The organism is Streptomyces sp. NPDC002853, from assembly GCF_053591915.1.
The window spans coordinates 262585-280884 of the sequence record NZ_JBSFUS010000001.1; the positions used below are offsets into that span (position 1 = coordinate 262585).

14 protein-coding genes and 1 pseudogene are annotated in these 18300 nt (G+C 72.8%); 9 read left to right on the top strand and 6 right to left on the bottom strand.

The window, feature by feature from the left end:
* Window positions 1-166: 166 nt before the first annotated feature.
* The gene (locus ACWD02_RS01205; RefSeq protein ID WP_451203186.1) at window positions 167-802 is read left to right on the top strand and encodes a TetR family transcriptional regulator; all 636 of its coding nucleotides are present in this window, start codon (window positions 167-169) and stop codon (window positions 800-802) included.
* A 496-nt stretch (window positions 803-1298) separates the two neighbouring features.
* Window positions 1299-1541, top strand: a pseudogene (locus tag ACWD02_RS01210) (LuxR C-terminal-related transcriptional regulator); the annotation flags it as partial.
* On the opposite strand, the gene ACWD02_RS01215 reads toward ACWD02_RS01210, so the two are convergent.
* The 6 genes from ACWD02_RS01215 to ACWD02_RS01240 all read right to left on the bottom strand — a co-directional run bounded on the left by ACWD02_RS01215 (window position 1455) and on the right by ACWD02_RS01240 (window position 10258).
* Window positions 1455-3494, bottom strand: coding sequence for an ATP-binding cassette domain-containing protein (locus ACWD02_RS01215; RefSeq protein ID WP_451204332.1), 2040 nt, complete (start codon window positions 3492-3494; stop codon window positions 1455-1457). The pseudogene ACWD02_RS01210 and the gene ACWD02_RS01215 overlap by 87 nt on opposite strands.
* A 107-nt stretch (window positions 3495-3601) precedes the next feature.
* Window positions 3602-5329 (bottom strand): ABC transporter ATP-binding protein, encoded by a 1728-nt coding sequence (locus ACWD02_RS01220; RefSeq protein WP_451203188.1) that lies wholly within the window; start codon window positions 5327-5329, stop codon window positions 3602-3604.
* Window positions 5330-5550: 221 nt separating this feature from the next.
* Complete coding sequence (locus ACWD02_RS01225) at window positions 5551-5676, bottom strand: SapB/AmfS family lanthipeptide (protein ID WP_383271570.1); 126 nt, start codon at window positions 5674-5676, stop codon at window positions 5551-5553.
* Between the two features lie 45 nt (window positions 5677-5721).
* Window positions 5722-8352 carry a class III lanthionine synthetase LanKC gene (gene lanKC / locus ACWD02_RS01230; protein ID WP_451203191.1) on the bottom strand — a complete coding sequence of 877 codons (2631 nt, stop codon included), beginning with the start codon at window positions 8350-8352 and terminating at the stop codon, window positions 5722-5724.
* A 206-nt stretch (window positions 8353-8558) separates the two neighbouring features.
* Window positions 8559-8792 (bottom strand): ferredoxin, encoded by a 234-nt coding sequence (locus tag ACWD02_RS01235; protein WP_451203194.1) that lies wholly within the window; start codon window positions 8790-8792, stop codon window positions 8559-8561.
* Window positions 8792-10258 (bottom strand): aldehyde dehydrogenase, encoded by a 1467-nt coding sequence (locus ACWD02_RS01240; protein ID WP_451203197.1) that lies wholly within the window; start codon window positions 10256-10258, stop codon window positions 8792-8794. The genes ACWD02_RS01235 and ACWD02_RS01240 overlap by 1 nt, the downstream gene beginning before the upstream one ends.
* Before the next feature lie 233 nt (window positions 10259-10491).
* Between ACWD02_RS01240 and ACWD02_RS01245 the strand changes: the two genes are divergently transcribed.
* The 7 genes from ACWD02_RS01245 to ACWD02_RS01275 all read left to right on the top strand — a co-directional run bounded on the left by ACWD02_RS01245 (window position 10492) and on the right by ACWD02_RS01275 (window position 18249).
* The gene (locus ACWD02_RS01245) at window positions 10492-11541 is read left to right on the top strand and encodes an MBL fold metallo-hydrolase (protein WP_451203199.1); all 1050 of its coding nucleotides are present in this window, start codon (window positions 10492-10494) and stop codon (window positions 11539-11541) included.
* A 306-nt stretch (window positions 11542-11847) separates the two neighbouring features.
* The gene (locus ACWD02_RS01250; RefSeq protein ID WP_451203202.1) at window positions 11848-13068 is read left to right on the top strand and encodes a prenyltransferase/squalene oxidase repeat-containing protein; all 1221 of its coding nucleotides are present in this window, start codon (window positions 11848-11850) and stop codon (window positions 13066-13068) included.
* Entirely contained in the window at window positions 13065-13745 is a 681-nt protein-coding gene (locus tag ACWD02_RS01255; RefSeq protein WP_451203204.1) for an SCO2322 family protein, read from the top strand. Before ACWD02_RS01250 ends, ACWD02_RS01255 begins: the two co-directional genes overlap by 4 nt.
* A gap of 7 nt (window positions 13746-13752) precedes the next feature.
* On the top strand, window positions 13753-14934 hold the full coding sequence (locus tag ACWD02_RS01260) for an energy-coupling factor transporter transmembrane component T (RefSeq protein WP_451203207.1): 1182 nt from the start codon (window positions 13753-13755) through the stop codon (window positions 14932-14934).
* A complete protein-coding gene (locus ACWD02_RS01265; RefSeq protein WP_451203209.1) occupies window positions 14931-16616 on the top strand; it encodes an ABC transporter ATP-binding protein in 1686 nt (561 codons plus the stop codon). The genes ACWD02_RS01260 and ACWD02_RS01265 overlap by 4 nt, the downstream gene beginning before the upstream one ends.
* Complete coding sequence (locus ACWD02_RS01270) at window positions 16613-17446, top strand: ECF transporter S component (protein WP_451203212.1); 834 nt, start codon at window positions 16613-16615, stop codon at window positions 17444-17446. Before ACWD02_RS01265 ends, ACWD02_RS01270 begins: the two co-directional genes overlap by 4 nt.
* Window positions 17447-17793: 347 nt before the next feature.
* Complete coding sequence (locus tag ACWD02_RS01275) at window positions 17794-18249, top strand: aggregation-promoting factor C-terminal-like domain-containing protein (RefSeq protein ID WP_451204335.1); 456 nt, start codon at window positions 17794-17796, stop codon at window positions 18247-18249.
* The last annotated feature ends 51 nt before the right edge of the window (window positions 18250-18300 follow it).

The window sequence follows — 18300 nt, forward strand, 5'->3', positions numbered from 1 at the left end:
TAGAACAAGTTTCAGACTTGATCGTTGAATGATCGCTGAACGAGCATTGAATCTACCGGCAGGTAGCCGCGCTGTAAGGCCCGGATCAGGTGATTCGCGCCACGGCAGGCGCCCTGCCATGCTGGCCCACCACATGACCGGACCGGGACGACGGACAACGGGACATATGACAGCGGAAGCCAAGGCAGCGGAAGTCGCAGCAGCTGATCCGGCGTCACCGCCCCTGACCGAGCGGCAGGAGGCGCGCCGCCGCCGCATCCTGCACGCGAGCGCGCAACTCGCGAGCAGGGGCGGGTTCGACGCGGTGCAGATGCGCGAGGTCGCCGAGTCCTCCAGCGTCGCCCTCGGCACGCTGTACCGCTACTTCCCCTCCAAGGTGCATCTCCTGGTCGCCACCATGCAGGACCAGCTCCAGCACATGCACACGACGATCCGTAAGCGCCCGCCCGCCGGCGAGACGCCCGCCGAACGGTGCGCCGAGACGCTGATGCGGGCCTTCCGTGCCCTGCAGCGCGAGCCGCATCTGGCGGACGCGATGGTCAGGGCGCTGACGTTCGCCGACCGCTCCGTGAGCCCCGAGGTGGACACGGTCTCGCGGCTGACCACGGCGATCATCCTGGACGCGATGGGCCTCGCGGAGGCGCCGACCCCCGAGCAGCTCTCGGCGGTCCGGGTCATCGAGCACACCTGGCACTCGGCGCTGATCACCTGGCTCTCGGGGCGGGCGTCGATCGCGCAGGTCAAGATCGACATCGAGATGGTGTGCCGCTTGATCGACCTGACCTCCCCTGAGGCCGTCTAGCGCGGGCCGCCCCGTTTTCCCGGGAACACGCGACACCTAACCCCCGAACCGTTGCAAGGGGGGCGCACACCCTCCTGGCAGTTGCGCCCCTGAGCCTCTCCTTGGTCCCGCTTGGCCAGTTATCCGCGTCCGTACGAGCCGTCGGCGCCGTATGAATGGCTACGTGCTGTACGAAGCCATCGGGACCAGAAGCGGGAACCTGGAGGAGCGAAGCGTGATCCGGGTACTTCTCGTGCACGACGCCTGTCTGCTGCGATCGGCTCTGGCCGAACGCCTCGCCCGTGAGCCGGATCTGGAGGTGTCCCATGCACCGTGGCACAACGCCCGCGACCGTACGGGTGCGGTGCGTCCCGACGTCTGCGTGGTCGACCCCGACGGCGACGCGGCCCACGCGTCCGCCGAGTTCGGGGAGCAGTCCCATCCCGTCTTCGGCGGCCTCGGCTGCCCGCTCCTCGTCCTGGTGTCCGGCAACCGGCCGGGGCTGCTCCGCCGCTGCATGGACGCGGGGGCCATCGGCTACGTGGACAAGGCGAGCCCGCCGGACCGATTACTGGCCGGGATAAGACAGGTTGCCGCCGGCCGGCGGTTCGTGGACGAGACCTTGGGGTTCGGGTTCCTGAAGGCTGCTCAGATGCCCCTCACCGCACGCGAGTTACTGGTGCTCTCGCTGGCCGCCGGGGGCGCGCCCGTCGCCGAGATCGCGAACCGCCTGCATCTGACGAACGGGACGGTGCGCAACTACATGGCCTCGATCACCCGCAAGACCGGGGCCCGGAACAGGATCGACGCCATTCGGATCTCGCGGGTCGAGGGCTGGGTATGAGGCCCCGTTGGCCGGACCGGACGCCGGACCGCTCGCCGGCCCCCAGTTCCCGGAGAGCTCGCGGTAGAGGGGTGAGGTGTCGAGCAGCTCCTCGTGGCGTCCGCACACGGTGTGCGTCCCGTCCATCACCAGGATCCGGTCGGCGCGGCGTGCCGAGCTGATGCGGTGGGCGATCACCACGAGGGTGCCGCCCGGCCGCGCCGCGAACGCCCGCTCGGCGCGGGCCTCCGCCACCGGGTCGAGGTGGCAGGTCGCCTCGTCCAGCAGGGCGAGGGGCGCGTACGAGACGTAAGCACGGGTCAGCGCGACGAGCTGCCGTTCGCCCGCGGAGAGCGCGGCGGGGTCGACCGGGGCCGCGAGGCCGCCGAGCCGCTCGATCACGCCACTGAGCCCGACGGCCCGCGCGGCGGCCAGCAACTCCGCGTCACCGACGGTGTCCGCCCGCAGGTACTCCAGGTTCTGGCGCACCGTGCCGCTGAAGACGTACGCCTCCTGCGGGATCAGCACCCGCCGCGCGACGCCCTCACGCCCCCGCACGGCCCGCCCGTCGACGCGGACGACACCACTGCCGGGCTTCAAAAGCCCGGCCACCAGCCCGGCAAGGGTGGACTTCCCGATCCCACTGGGCCCGACCACCGCCAGATGCCCCCCTCGCGGCACGCTGAGCGACAGGCCGCGCACGACGGGCTCGGCCTGGGGTCCGTAGGCGAAGGTGACGGAATCGAGCTGGAGGGCGGGGGGCACGTGAGCCGCGGGGACCCCGCCATACGCGGCTCCCCGGACGGGGACTCCACCGGGAGGCCCGTCCTTGGCAGGCCCACCCCCGGCAGACCCGTAGCCGGAGCCAGGCCCCTCGTCCGCAGCAGGCGCCCCGCCTGAAGCGGGTCCCTCGGCTCGCGAAGGTGTGTTGCCGCGTTTCGGCGTCCCGGCGACAGCCCCTGTCGTGTCGTCGGCGGGGGCAGCCTCGTGCGTGTCCCGCTGCTCAGGTAGCTCCGGCTCCGGGGTCCATGTCAGGCGGCGCAGGACTATGGCCAGGCGGGAGCCGCTTGTGCCCAGGCCGTGGATGAGGTTGTGCAGGGCCGGGAGCAGGGCCTGGGTGACGTACGCGATCGCGCCCACCAGGGCGCCCGGCGTCACCCCGTTGGTCAGGAGCCAGGGGGCCGTCACGAGGAGCAGGACGAGCGGGAGCTGGCCGCCGGTCACGAGGGCCGCCGTGCGCAGGACGCCCCAGCGGGCGAGCGAACCGGCCGCCGCGTACTCCGCGGCGATGCCCCGGTCCAGGTCCCCCGCCACGTCCTGTTCCGCGCCCGCGGCGGCGACGTCCCGCAACCCCGGGGCGACCGCGCCCAGTTGCCCCGCGATGCCTTCGTCGGCGACGAGGAACTCCTCTTGGCGGCGCGCCAGCGGCCGCAGGCCAGCCACGAACAGGCCGACTCCGGCGAGCAGCGGTGGCGCGACGACCAGGAGGAGGAGCGGGGCCAGCGAGAACAGGCCGATCAGCGCGCCCGCCGCCGTGAAGACGAAGGAGCGGGACACCAGGACCAGGCCCGCGAAGGTGTCCCTGGCGATCTCCACCTGCTGGGTGAGCCGGGACACGGAGGCGCCGTCCGCCTCGCGCAGGCCCCGCCCGACGACCTGCCGCACCAGGGTGTCCCGCAGGGGTTCCACCAGATCGGCGATCGCACGGAACACCCGCCCCGTCCCGTACGCGGCCACGACCACGCCGAGCCCGGCCCCGCCGAGCCACCCGAGCCCGACCGCCTCGCGCCCCGCGAGGAACCCGTCGTCCAGGGCGCGTGCGAGGGCGTATCCGGTGAGGAAGGTCTGCCCGGTCTCGAGGACGGACCAGAGCGCGAGCCGCAGCACCACCTGCCACCGACGCCGCAGGAACCGCAGGCCGCGACGGTAGGTGCCCGGCTGCGCCGAGAAGGCCGAAAAGGCCGTACCGCCCGGCCGAGAGGCGCCAGAAGGCTTTCTCACGCGCCGAACACCTCCCTGTACTCCGCCCGCTCCCACAGCTCCGCATGCGTCCCCACCGCCCGGATGCGGCCGCCCTCCAGCCAGGCGACCACGTCCGCGCGTGCCGCCGTCGCCGCGCGGTGGGCGATGATCAGGCGGCTGCGGTGCGGGGTGTGGTGGAGCAGGGCCTCGGCTATGTGGTGTTCGGTCACCGTGTCGAGGCTCGACATCGCGTCGTCCAGGATCAGGATCCGGCCACCTCGTGCGAACGCCCGTGCCAGGCCCAGGCGTTGGGCCTCGCCCCCGGAGAGGGGCGCGTCGGCGCAGGGCGTGGCGTAGCCGTCGGGGAGGCGTGTGATGAAAGGGTCCGCGTGGGCGGCACGGGCCGCCTCGCGGACGCGGAACGGCGTCGGGCGCGGGGCGCCGAAGCCGATGGTGCCCTCCAGTGTCGTGCCGAGGAGCGCGGGCCGCTCGAAGGCGTAACCGACCTCGCGGCGCAGCTCCTCGCGGCCGAGCGAACGCAGCGGGACCCCGTCGAGGCGTACGTCCCCTTCGTCGGGGTCGGCGAGACGGCCTGCGACGGACGCCAGAAGCGACTTGCCCGCGCCGGAGCGGCCGACCACGGCGAGCGTGCGGCCCGCCGGGACGGTCAGGTCGACACCGTCGAGTACGGCGCGCTCGCCGCGGGTCACCTTGACCCCTCGTAACTCCAACAGACCGCCGCCGGGCGGGAGTTCCGCGTCACCGTAAGTGGTCGAAGGTTCCGCGAGCACCTCCCCCAGGCGGCGCGCCGCGGCCTTGGCTCGCACCAGCGCCCCCAGCTGGCCGACGAGCATGCCGATGCCGGTGGCGAGCACGGCGTACCGGGACGCGGCCAGCAACTCGCCCACGGAGATGCTGTCTCGCAGCACCAGATGGCCCGCGACCGCGACGACCGCGAGCTGCAGGAGAGGGGCGACGGCCACGGCCTGTGACTGGGAGCGACCCTGGACGCGCCACATCTGGTGCCCGTGCCGGGAGAGTTCGGGCAGCGGCCCGAGCACGCGCCTGGCCTCCTGGTCCTCGGTGTGCGCTGCCGCGATGGTCCTGGCCCCGCCGACCGCCTCGCTGAGACGGCCCGCGATGTCACCCTGGACCTGCTGGTAGCGCGTCACGCAGTCGGAGGTCGCGCGGGTGAACGCCCGGAGGAGCAGGACGAGTACGGGGACACCGGCGATGAACGCCACGGCGAGCAGGCCGTCGATCAGGGCGAGTGCCGCCACGGCCCCGACGGGCACGACCAGGACGGCGAGAAGCCCGGCGAGCGTGGCGGGCGCTACGCCCGCGTGCGCCGCGTTGTCGATGAGGCGGGCCACCAGGTCGCCGGGGGCGAAGCGCGCGGTGGTGCGCGGGCCGACGGCCAGGACGTGGCGACCGACACGGCCCCGCAGCCAGGCCGTCGTACGGGCGTTGGTGGTTCCGGTGAGGACGCCTTCGCAGGCGTCGAGGAGCGCGCTCGCGCCGATCAGCGCCGCGCAGACGAGGATCCAGCGGGTGGCGTCGGCGCCGAAGTGGCCGGCCGCGTGTCCCGCGATGACGGCGTCAAGGGCGCTGCCGATCGCGAACGGCAGGAGAAGGCTCGCGCCGGCCCCCGCGACACCGCACAGGGCGAGTGTCACGCAGCGTGCGGCGCTGTGGCGGGTCGCGGCCTTCAACAGGCCCGCGTCGTGGCCGGGGCGCGGAGGACGTGTGGTCGTGATCGCCATGCGGTGCGGGCCCTCGCAGTCCTCGTGTTCCTTGGCGGAGCAGCCGTGACGAAGCGACCGGGTGTCGGGACGGGCGCCGGTGAAGGAGGCCCCCCGCCGCAACGACCGTCCGTGACTGCTGTCCATACCGGGTGTCCGGGGCGTGCGGGAACCGGGCGGTGCCTCTGGGCAGAGGCACCGCCCGGTCCCTCACGAACCGTGCCGCTCAGGCACGGTCTGCGTCACAGACAGAGCAGCACGCTCGCGTCGCTCCAGCACAGCAGCAGGCTCACGTTGCTGCCGCCGCCACCGTGGCCACCACCGGTCATCTCGTCGGACTCCATGCTCTGCAGGTCGAGAAGCGCCATGGTCTTCCCTTTCATTTGGGGACGTAGTTGTCCTTATGGGTGGTGTCACGACCCCGCCGCGTGGCGGGACCGGCTCTGGGGCCGCCTGGGCGGCGGCAGGAAGGGGACGTGTGCTCCGCCGTCCCCCAGGGCGGCGGCGAGGGCGAGGAGACAGCCCGCCGTTCCGGTGTGCAGGTCCATGGAGAGCCGCAGCATCTGGTGCCCGGGGAAGGCGAGTTGGCCCGCGTACGGCATCGCGAACCAGCCGAGGCCCTCGATCTGCGCGGCGATGTCCTCGGGCGTGATGCCGGGCGCGGTGCTGCGGTTGAGGTGCGTCAGCAGTCCGGCCCGCCCCTGGAACAGGCCCGGTTGCACGCAGAAGCGTGAGCGCGCGGTGGCCACGATGCCCGGCCGTACCGCCTCGAACCCGGCGTCGTCCCGGTGCGCGAGGTAGTCGTCGATGACCATCCCGATGCCTACGCTGCCGTCGCCGAGGTACGGCATCGTGCGCCAGCCCTCGTCCACCCCGAGGCTGCCGTCCGGCCGCGCGACGCACCGGGCCAGGTCCACGCGCAGGGCCCGCGCCGCCAGGTCGAGGAGCGCGGTGTCGCCGTTCCTCTCGTAGAGCCGCAGGAAGAGCAGTGCGGGGCCGGTGGCGCCATGCAGCAGCCCGGCCCGTGGCCGCCCCTTCGGCGGGTCCTCGGAGGAGGTCAGCCGCTCGCCGATCACCTCGGCCGCCTGTAGGGCGTGCTGGGCGAGCGCCTCCTCGCCGGTGCTGTGCGCGAGGGCGTCGAGGGCGAGGCCGAGTCCGGCGAGGCCGCCGTGCAGGTCGGAGGGGAGCCGCTGCCAGTTCTCCTGGAGGACGGTCTCCATCAGGTCGAGGGCGCGGGTGCGGTGGCCGAGCCGGCCGAGTACGTGGGCGATGCCCGCGAGGCCGTCGTCGAGCCCGAGGGGCGTGCCGGGCGGCGCGGGCTCGGTGTGCTTCAGGAGCCAGCGCTCGCCTTCCTCGTAGCGTTCACCGCCGCTCTCGGCGAGGGCGAGCAGCACTCCGGCGGCGCCGTGCGCGAGGCCGAGCCCGCCGCTGTCGGTGAACTGCGCGATGTCGCCGGGGAAGAGCCGGTCGTCGCGGTCCGGGGTGGCCGAGGCGAGGATGGCCTTGACCATCGAGTCCCGGCTGTAGGGCCAGTCGGCTACGTCGACGAGGGGCGTGGCCGGCCCCGCGGTCCGGCGTCCGGTCACCTTCGCGTCGACCGGGTCCTGCCCGCCTCGCTCGATCTCCGCCACGGCTTCGTCGAGGAACTCGCGGGGTACGTCGGGGAATTGCGAGGCGATCACCGTCGCGAGATGCGCGGCCTTGCTCCGGTCGACGGCGAGGAGCGTGGTGATCGGCAGGAAGAGGGCGAGCCGCAGGCACGCCAGGGCGTAGCGGTCGACGTCCACGCCCTCGCGGTCCGCGGGCGCGATGAACCCGGGGTGGGCCACGACCTGCCGGCCACCCTCGCCCACCCGCGTCGCCGCCTCGAAGTCGAGGAGGGAGACGGACTGTTCGTCGGGCGCGACCATGATGTTGAACATATGGAGGTCGTTGAAGACGACACCCCGCTCGTGCACGGCCGCGACGGCCTCCTCGACGGCCCGGTGGATCCGCAGCGCCCAGGCCGTGTACGTGGCGATCGCGCCGGCGTCCGGCTCACTGACCAGGAGCGGATGCCGGTCCGCGAAGAAGGAGTTGAGGGTGCGGCCCTCCAGGAAGTCCATGACGAGGAAGCGGTGGCCGCCGAGTTCGAACCAGTCCCGTACCTCGGGCGCGACACCGAGGCCCGCCAGCTTCTCCAGCGCGCCCCGTTCGCGCTCCAGGCGGGCCACGGCGTCGGCCCCGTCGGAGGCCAGGCCCGCGTGCGGCCGGCCCTCCTTCAGGACGACCTTTCGGCCGTCCCGGGTGTCGGTGCCCGCGTAGACCCCGCCGCCGTTCGAGAAGTGCAGCGCCTTCTCCATGCGATACGGCAGGTCGGTGACCGTCGTGTTGTTGCGCGCCGCGAGCTGCGGTCCGAGGAACGGCGGCAGCGTCACCCACTCGGGGACCTTGAAGGCCGGGTCGCGTGAGTCGGGGACGAGTCGGCCCTGGTCGTCCTCGATCGCGGGCACGAGGCCGCCGCGCTCGTCGGCGCACATGCGGCGGGTGAAGGCGCCGTACCTGACGTACAGCGGGCCTTCCTGCCAGCGCAGGTCGGTGAGGATGTAGGGGCCTTCGTACCCTTCGAGTATCCGCCCCAACTCGACGAGGAGTGAGTGCAGTTGCTGTTCGTCGGCCGGGTAGATCGTGGCGAACTTGCCGCTGCCGTCGCGTCCCGCGTACTTGCTGTTGCGCAGGTGGAGCAGGTGCCGGCCCGCGATGAACTTGAACGGCACGGCGCGCGGCACGCAGTGCTCCCGCACCGCGGCGGCTATGCGGTCGGCGTTCTCCAGAGTGGCGGACACATGGATCTTCCAGCCCTGCTGGGGCGCGGGCCGTGCGTGCCCGTCCTCGTCGAGGGGGACGAAAGTCAGCCAGTCACCCTGGCGGGCCGACCGCCACCCTTGCGGGACCGGCCGTGCCCCGGTCTCGAACTCAGGGGCGCTCCCGCCCACGGACAAGCGGTCCGGAGTCTCGTAGAAGTGCCTGTCAGCCAGACAGTAGACCTCGTACCGCTTGTCCACGAACGTCTCCTCCCCATGTGGTCTGGCTCAGAGAGTTCCAGGCCGCAAAGGGGACGGACAGTCACGGATGTCATCGATCGGGCATGCGGAACGCATGGGTAAAGTCCTGTTCGCACACTTTCGAGCACACATAACGCCCGCAGAACGTACACAATTCGGCGCAGACGGCGTCACACAAGTAAATTCCGCCGCGGGAGCGGACCCCGTCAGTCCTCCGGCGGGAAAACGACCTCCCCGCTGCCGGACAAGGTGATGGTGATCGCCTCCACCGGGCACCCCTCGGCCGCTTCGAGCACTTTCTCGTTGGCGTCGGTCTCGGGGTCATCGGGGTGGGACTGGCGGGCGGAGTCGAGCGTGAAGCCGCCCGGTGCCGTGATCACGCACATCCCGGAGCCGATGCAGACCGACCGGTCCACCTCGACGTGCCAGCGGTCACCCATCAGGCACCCGCCCCCTCATATCCGGCCGGGAGGTGGATCATCTTGTGCTCGAAGTACTCGCCGTACCCCTCGGGCCCGAACTCCCGCCCGAGACCGGAGTTCTTGTAGCCGCCGAACGGACCGAGCATGTCGAGGCTGAAGGTGTTCACCGAGTACGTCCCGGTGCGCACCCGGCGCGCGATGTCGATGCCGCGCTCCGTGTCCGCGGTCCACACGCTGCCGCTGAGCCCGTAGTCGGAGTCGTTGGCGATCTTCACGGCCTCGCTCTCGTCGCCGTACGGGAGGAGGCAGATGACCGGGCCGAAGATCTCCTCGCGGGCGATGCGCATCGAGTTGTCGACGCCGCCGAAGAGCGTCGGCTCGACGTACCACCCGTCGTCGAACCCGGCCGGACGGCCGCCGCCCGTAAGGATCTTGGCGCCTTCCTCCTGGCCGATGCGGATGTAGTCCAGGGAACGCTGCTGCTGGCGCCTGGCGACCAGCGGGCCCAGTTCGGTCTCCGGGTCGAGCGGGTCGCCGACCTTGAGCGCCGAGGCCGCGGCGGCGAAGGCCTCGGCGAACTCGTCGTGTCGGGAGTGCGGCACGAGGATGCGGGTCTGGGCCACACACGCCTGACCGTTGATCATCCAGGCGAAGGGGACGATGCCGGCGACCGCGGCCGCAGCGTCCGCGTCCGGCAGGATCACGGCGGCCGACTTGCCGCCCAGCTCCAGTGTCACGCGCGTGAGGTTGCGGGCCGCGACCTCCATGACGCGCTTGCCCGCACCGACGGAGCCGGTGAAGGACACCTTGTCGACGCCGGGGTGGCCGACGAGGTACTCGCTCACCTCGCGGTCGGCCGAGATGATCGAGAGCACGCCCTGCGGCAGCCCCGCCTCGGTGGCGATGTCGGCGAGGATGTACGCGTCGAGCGGTGTCTCGGGCGAGGTCTTGAGGATCACCGGGCACCCGGCGAGCAGCGCGGGCGCGAGCTTGGCCGCCGCGGTGAACTGCGGGACGTTCCAGGGGACCACGGCCGCCACGACGCCGACCGGCTCGCGCCGGACCAGGATCTTGCCGAGGGCGCCGTCACGCGCCTCCTCGTACGTGAAGTTCTTCGCGACCGTGAGCGCGGAGTCCCAGACCATCATCGCGGCGAGGGCCTGCACCATCACGCTCGACGTGTACGGGGTGCCGTTCTGGGAGCTGATGACACGGGCGATCTCCTCGTGCCGCACGGCGAACGCGTCCTTGATCCTGGTGATGACCTCGATCCGCTCGTCGAGGGTCATCCGGGGCCAGGGCCCCTCGTCGAACGCCTTGCGCGCGGTGGCGACGGCGAGGTCGACGTCGGCGGGCGCGGCGTGCGGCACCCGTGCGAAGACCTGGCCGGTGTGCGGTGAGACCACCTCGATGACGTCCTTGCCGAGGGGGTCCACCAGCTCCCCGCCGATGAACAGCTGTCCGTGTTCCACGAGCTCGGTCATGGCTGACTGCCTCCTGCGGGATTCCGCCGTGTGCGGCACGCTTTTCTGACGCTGTTTCAGGACTTGCTGATGCAGAACTGATACCAGTTCTAGTTCCAGGAGTCCACGGCGGAGCCGGGGCGGAGTGTGACCGGCACCTCACTTGCGACCGGCCTGTCCAAGTGGCCTGACGAATCGGTCGACTTGGGCGATCATTGGAACTGGTTCTAGTTACGGAGAGATGAGGGCACCCCATGACGCAGGTGACCGATCCGCAGGTGACCGAGCACGGCGGGGGCGTGTGGAGCATCAAGGTCCCCATCCCGGACAACCCCCTGGGCTTCACCCTCGTCCACCTCCTGGACACGGACGCCGGTCCCGTCCTCATCGACACGGGCTGGGACGACCCCACCTCCTGGGACGCCCTCGCCGATGGCCTCACCGCCTGCGGCACGTCCGCCGACGCGGTGCACGGCGTCGTCATCACCCACCACCACCCCGACCACCACGGCCTCTCGGCCAAGGTCCGCGAGGCGTCGGGCGCGTGGATCGCGATGCACGAGGCGGACGCGTCGGTCGTACGCCGCACCCGGACCGGGCCACCCGCCCGCTGGTTCGACTACATGGTGGAGAAGCTGACGGCCGCGGGCGCCCCCGCCGACCATCTGGCCCCTCTCCTCGCCGCACGCGACGCGGGCCGCGCGCCCCGGCTGCCCGGCCTGGCCGCCGCGCTCCCCGACCGCGACATCACCCCCGGCGAGCTGCTCGAACTGCCGGGGCGCAGGCTCCGCGCGATCTGGACCCCCGGCCACACCCCCGGCCACGTCTGCCTGCACCTGGAGGAGGAGCACCCGGCGCGGCTGCCGGGCCACGGCCGCCTGTTCTCCGGCGACCATCTGCTCCCCGGGATCACCCCGCACATCGGTCTGTACGAGGACCCCGACGACGACACGGTCACCGATCCGCTCGGCGACTACCTCGACTCCCTGGAGCGCATCGGCCGCCTGGGCCCCGCCGAGGTCCTCCCGGCCCACCAGCACGCGTTCACCGACGCCCCGGCCCGCGTCCGGGAGATCCTGGCCCACCACGAGGAGCGCCTGACGGACCTGCTCGCCCTCCTCGCCGAGCCCCTCACGCCCTGGCAGCTCGCCGAGCAGATGGAGTGGAACCGCCCCTGGGCCCAGATCCGCTACGGCTCGCGGAACATCGCGGTCTCCGAGGCCGAGGCCCATGTGCGGCGCCTGGTGAAGCTGGGGCGCGCCGAGGCGGTGGGCAACGATCCCGTGCGGTACCGCGCGGTGTGACCTCCGGCCAGGGGGGGCGGCCACCTCGGGGCCCCTGCCCTACGGGCCGGTAGAGTGGCCCCGTCGTCATCATGCCCGTACGGGGGGAAGCCGGTGCGAATCCGGCGCTGACCCGCAGCCGTGATCCACGGTCCAAAGGACCGCCGGAGAGCCGGATCGCCCCGCACGGAACGTGACCGGCTCGCGTCATCGGAACCGCCGATGACCGGCACCGTCGAGGTATACGGAGCCGGAGCCGCCCGGTGCCCGTGCCCGCACGCGCCCGCGCTGCCCCGCTCCCCCGCAGGGAGAGGCACCCGCCGCATCATGAACGTTCGCCGCAGCGCAGCGGTCCTGGCCGCCGTCGCCGTGTTCGGTTCGGCCGCCGCCCCGGCCGCCTTCGCGGACACCGCGTCCCCGTCGCCCTCCGCCAAGCTGCCCTCCGGTCTGTACGGCGACGCGGACCCCAAGTTCGACGGGGTGTTCCGGCAGTCGTACGCCCTGCTCGCCCAGGACTCGGCCGGTGTGAAGCCCGCCGCGAAGTCCGTCGACTGGCTCACCGGGCAGAGTTGCGCGAACGGCGGCTACGCCGCTTACCGCGCCGACGCGGGCGAACCCTGCGACTCCAAAACGATGTTCGACAGCAACGCCACGGCGTCGGCCGTGCAGGCGCTCGCCGCGCTCGGCGGCCAGAAGAAGACGGTCGGCAAGAGCGTCGACTGGCTGAAGTCCGTGCAGAACCAGGACGGCGGCTGGGGCTACACCCCCGGCATGGAGTCGGACGCCAACTCCACCGGCATCGTCATCGGCGCGCTCGCCGCGGCGGGTGAGAAGCCGCAGTCGGTGAAGTCGCAGGACGGCAAGTCCCCGTACGACGCGCTGCCCGCCCTCTCCATGAGCTGCTCCGCCGCCAACGGCGGCGCCTTCGGCCTCGCGGACGTCAAGTCCGGCAAGCTCTCGCCGAACGCGGACGCCACCGCGGCCGGCGTCCTCGGCGCCCACGGCAAGGGCCTGGTCGTGGACGCGGCCAAGAAGCAGGAGGCAGCCCCGAAGTGCGCGAAGGCCGACACCGCGGAGCAGGCGGCGTCGAACGGCACGGGCTACCTCCTGAAGACCCTCGCCAAGGGTGACGACCACCTGATGTCGTCGATGCCCGGCGCCAAGAACATGCCCGACCTCGGCAACACCGCCGACTCGGTGCTCGCGCTCGCCGCGGCCGGTCAGCCGGAGCAGGCCAAGAAGTCGGCCGAGTGGCTGGCGAAGAACTCCGCGCAGTGGGCCGAGAAGTCCGGCCCCGCCGCCTACGCCCAGCTGATCTTCGCCGCCCACGCCTCGGGCCTGGACCCGCGTGACTTCGGCGGCGCGGACCTGGTCAAGCAGCTCAACGCGCAGGGCCCTGCCCCGCAGGCGACGGAGCAGGCCGCCGACGAGAAGAAGGACGACGACGACAGCGGCGTGAGCATCTGGTGGATCATCGGCGTCGGCATGGTCGCCGGCATCGGCATCGGCTTCCTCTACAGCGGCAACAAGAAGAAGCAGCAGCTGTGACGCGGGGTCGCGCGCGGTGGGGGCGCCTGGTGACCGGGGCGCTCTTCGCCGCCCTGCTCGGCGTCCTCGGCGTCCTCATCGCCGCCCCCGCCCAGGCCGCCGGGTATCGCTACTGGTCCTTCTGGGACCGGGACGGCTCCACGTGGGCCTACGCGAGCCAGGGGCCGAGCACCGCACGCCCCGACGACGGGGCCGTCCAGGGCTTCCGGTTCGCCGTGTCCGCCGACTCCAAGGACGCCGCGAAGCCGCGCGGAGCCGCGGACTTCGACGCGATCTGCGCCAGGACCCCGGCCAAGGACGACCGCAAGCGGGTCGCCCTGGTCATCGACTTCGGCACGCCCGGTGACGCCCCCGACGGGGAGAACCCGCCGAAGCCGCGCACGGCCTGCGCTCAGATCGCGGACGACGCGACCAGCGCGGACGCCCTCGCCGCGGTCGCGCGGCCCCTGCGTTACGACAGCAATGCCCTGCTCTGCGCCATCGCGGACTACCCGAAGTCGGGCTGCGGCGAGCAGGTCTCGGGCAACGGCGAGTCCGAGGGCGCGCAGAAGAAGCCGACCGCGGGCGACGAGGACAGCGACTCCGGTGGCCCCTCCGTCGGCCTGATCGCGGGCGTGGCCGCCATCGCCCTGCTCGGCGGGGCCGCCGTCTGGCAGGCACGCCGCCGACGCGGCTGACCGCACGATGACCGATCACCCGAGCACCGCTCCCGGTGCGCCGCGGAGGCGTCTGGCCCCCGAGGCGCACCGGAGCAACGCGCTGCACCCCGGCGCCTGGTGGGTGTGGGCGCTCGGGCTCGGCGTCGCGGCGTCGCGCACCACCAATCCCCTGCTGATCGGTCTCCTCATCGGGGTCGCGGGGTATGTCGTCGCGGCCCGCAGGACCTCGGCCCCGTGGGCGCGGTCGTACGGGGCCTTCGTGAAGCTGGGCCTCGTCGTGATCGCGATCCGGCTCGTCTTCGCCGTCGTCCTCGGCTCCCCCATCCCCGGTACGCACGTCATCGTGACGCTCCCCGAAGTGCCGCTGCCCGACTGGGCGAAGGGGGTGCGGATCGGGGGCCGGGTGACGGCCGAGGGGCTGCTCTTCGCGCTCTACGACGGGGTGCGCCTGGCCGGTCTGCTCATCTGCGTCGGCGCCGCCAATGCCCTGGCGAGCCCGGCACGGCTGCTCAAGTCGCTGCCGGGCGCGCTGTACGAGGTGGGGGTCGCCATCGTCGTCGCGATGACGTTCGCGCCGAACCTGATCATTGATGTGCAGCGCCTGCGTGCCGCGCGGCGCCTGCGCGGGCGTGCGGACAGGGGCATCCGGGGGCTGCTCCAGGTGGGGCTCCCGGTCCTCGAGGGCGCGCTCGAGCGGTCGGTCGCGCTGGCCGCCGCGATGGACGCGCGCGGCTTCGGCCGCAGCGCGCCGGTTCCGGCCGGGGTGCGCAGGGCGACGGCGGCCCTGACGCTCGGCGGTCTGATGGGCGTCTGCGTGGGCACGTACGGCCTGCTCACCGCGGACGGCACGGAGTACGGCCTGCCCGTCCTCGCCGTCGGTCTCGTCGCCGCCCTCGCCGGGCTCCGCCTCGGCGGCCGGCGCTCCGTGCGCACCCGCTACCGCCCCGACGCGTGGGGCGTGCGCGCCTGGCTCGTCGCCGGGTCGGGGTTCGCGGTGGCGGGCCTGATGATCTGGGCCGCCTCGTACGACGCGGCGGCCCTGCACCCCGGGGTCGTCCCCCTGACGGCGCCGACGCTGCCGCTGTGGCCCGCGGTGGCCGTCCTCATCGGACTGCTGCCCGCCTTCGTGGCACCGGTGCCCGCCGACTCCGCCGCCCCCGCTTCCCCCGTCCCTTCCGCCCCCGCTCGCACCAAGGAGCCCTCATGATCCGCTTCGAGGATGTCTCCGTGACGTACGAAGGGGTCGCGGGGCCCACCGTGCGCGGGGTCGATCTCGCCGTCCCCGAGGGCGAGTTGGTGCTCCTCGTCGGGCCTTCGGGGGTCGGCAAGTCGACGCTGCTCGGCACGGTGAGCGGGCTCGTGCCGCACTTCACCGGGGGCACGCTGCGGGGCCGGGTGACGGTGGCGGGGCGCGACACGCGTACGCACAAGCCGCGTGAACTCGCCGATGTCGTCGGCACGGTGGGCCAGGACCCGCTCTCGCACTTCGTGACGGACACGGTCGAGGACGAGCTCGCGTACGGGATGGAGTCGCTCGGGCTCGCCCCCGACGTGATGCGCCGCCGCGTCGAGGAGACCCTCGACCTCCTCGGCCTCGCCGATCTGCGCGACCGGCCCATCGCCACGCTCTCCGGCGGCCAGCAGCAGCGCGTCGCCATCGGCTCGGTGCTCACGCCGCACCCCGAGGTCCTCGTCCTCGACGAGCCGACGTCGGCCCTCGACCCGGCGGCCGCCGAGGAGGTCCTCGCCGTGCTGCAGCGCCTCGTGCACGACCTGGGCACGACGGTCCTGATGGCCGAGCACCGCCTGGAGCGGGTCGTTCAGTACGCCGACCAGGTCCTGCTGCTCGCGGCGCCGGGTGAGCCGCCCGTGCTCGGCGACCCCGCATCGCTGATGGCCGTCTCGCCGGTCTTCCCGCCGGTGGTGGGCCTCGGCCGCCTCGTGGGCTGGTCCCCGCTGCCGCTGACGGTGCGGGACGCCAGGAGGCAGGCCGGCTCGCTGCGGGAGCGGCTGGCCGGGGCCGGACCGCGGGACGCCGGCACGGCCGCGCGCCCTGCTGAGCGCCCCGCGACCGGCCTGGCCCGGCTCCGCAGGCGTACGAAGGCCGACGCACCCGAGGCGGCCGCCGCGAGCGTCACGGGTCTTGCCGTGCGCCGGGGCCGGGTGGAGGCCCTGCGCCGCGTGGACCTCACGGTCTCCGCGGGCGAGACGGTGGCCCTGATGGGCCGCAACGGCGCCGGAAAGTCCACGCTCCTCGCCACCTTGGTGGGCCTGCTCGAACCGGCGGCCGGCTCGGTCCGCGTCGGCGGCGCGATCCCCCACCGCACCGGCCCCCGCGAGCTGATCCGGCACGTGGGCCTGGTCCCCCAGGAGCCACGTGACCTCCTCTACGCGGACACGGTGGCCGCCGAGTGCACGGCCGCCGACCAGGACGCGGGGGCGGCGCCCGGCACCTGCCGCGCGCTGGTCACCGAGCTGCTCCCCGGTATCGCGGACGACACCCACCCCCGCGACCTCTCGGAGGGCCAGCGCCTCACCCTGGCCCTGGCGATCGTCCTGACCGCCCGGCCGCCGCTGCTCCTCCTTGACGAGCCGACCCGGGGCCTCGACTACGCGGCCAAGGCCCGCCTGGTCACGCTCCTGCGCGGCCTCGCCGCCGACGGCCACGCCATCGTCCTCGCCACACACGACGTGGAACTGGCCGCGGAACTGGCCCACCGGGTCGCGATCCTCGCCGACGGTGAGATCGTCGCCGACGGCCCCACCCCCGACATCGTGGTCTCCTCCCCCTCCTTCGCCCCGCAGACCACCAAGATCCTCGCCCCGCAGAAGTGGCTGACGGTCACCGAGGTACGGGACGCCCTGGGCGCCGAGGGCGGTACCCCGTGAGCGGCTCCCCCGTGGCCCGGCAGGCCCGTCCCATCCGCCTGGGGCCGCGCTCGATCGGCGCCCTCGCGCTCGTCAGCGCGGTAGGCGTCGTGGCCTTCGGGTGGCCGCTGATCGCGGGCGGGGAGTCAGGGCTGAGCGCGCACGCGCAGGACGCGCCCTGGCTGTTCGCGGCGCTGCTTCCGCTGCTGCTCGCCGTCGTCGTGGCGACCATCGCCGATGTCGGGCTCGACGCGAAGGCCATCGCGATGCTGGGGGTGCTCGCAGCCGCCGGTGCCGCACTGCGACCGCTGGGTGCGGGGACGGCCGGGATCGAGCCGATGTTCTTCCTGATGGTGCTCAGCGGGCGGGTGCTCGGACCCGGGTTCGGGTTCGTGCTCGGTGCCGTGTCGATGTTCGCCTCCGCGCTGCTCACCGGCGGCGTCGGGCCGTGGATGCCGTTCCAGATGCTGTCCATGGGGTGGGTCTGCATGGGGGCGGGGCTGCTGCCGGGACCGGACACCCTGCGCGGGCGCGGGGAGCTGTGGCTGCTCGCCGCCTATGGGGCCGTCTCGTCCGTCCTGTACGGGACCGTCATGAATCTGCAGGGGTGGCCCTACCTCGGCGGCCTCGCGACCGGCGTCTCCTTCGTGCCCGGCGACCCCGTCGGCGACAACCTCGGCCGCTTCATCGCGTACTGCCTGGCGACCTCGCTGGGCTGGGACCTGCCCCGCGCCGTCGTGACCGTCCTGCTGAGCCTCGCCCTCGGCCCCGCCGTCCTGAAGGCGCTGCGCCGGGCCACTCGCCGGGCCGCCTTCGAGGCACAGGTCACATTCGAGGGGCCGAAGCCGTGAGTGGCCGGTGACTCTCCGTCGCCCTTCGGGGTCCTTCGCGGTGAGGCGGCCCACAGTACTTTGGTCCTCTACTAGGGCGGGCCGTAGCGGCAGCCTGGTGGCACGTACGCGTCAAAACCTGCGCTGACCTGCGGATTGAGAGCCACGTCACATGAGGGACCTTCCGCACACATGCGACATCCACTAGTAAAAAGGGTCATTGCGGAGACGTGGCAGCCCTGCTTCTCTGGATCGAGTCGCACGGCGCCGCCGGTCGCAAGGCCCACGGCGCCGACGCATTCTTCCGGCCACACCCCCGTGGCCCACGGCATGCCCGCGACACCATGTCCCCCACGGAAGGCCACGCTTTGTCCGCCACGCTCCTCCGCCGTATCGCCACCCCGAAGAAGGCCCTCACCGGTGCCGCCGTGGCCGTCGCCACGACCGGCATGGTGTTCAGCGCGGGCGCGGCCCAGGCCGCCACCCCCACGGCGGCGAAGGCCGCGGCTCCGGCCGCCGCTCCCGCCGCGGCGCCTTCCTCGGCCCAGGCGATCGCGAAGAAGATGATCCCGGACCCCGCTCAGTACAAGGCGTTCAGCAAGATCGTGGAGCACGAGAGCGGCTGGAACCCCAAGGCCACGAACGCCTCCTCCGGCGCCTACGGCCTGGTCCAGGCCCTGCCCGCCACGAAGATGGCGTCGGCGGGCTCAGACTGGAAGACCAACCCCGAGACCCAGATCAAGTGGGGCCTCGACTACATGAACGACCGCTACGGCAGCCCGGTCGGCGCGTGGAACCACTGGCAGGCCAACGGCTCGTACTGAGCGAACTCCCTCGCGGCGCACCGGAGATCACCGGCTCCGCCGAGTTCGTCC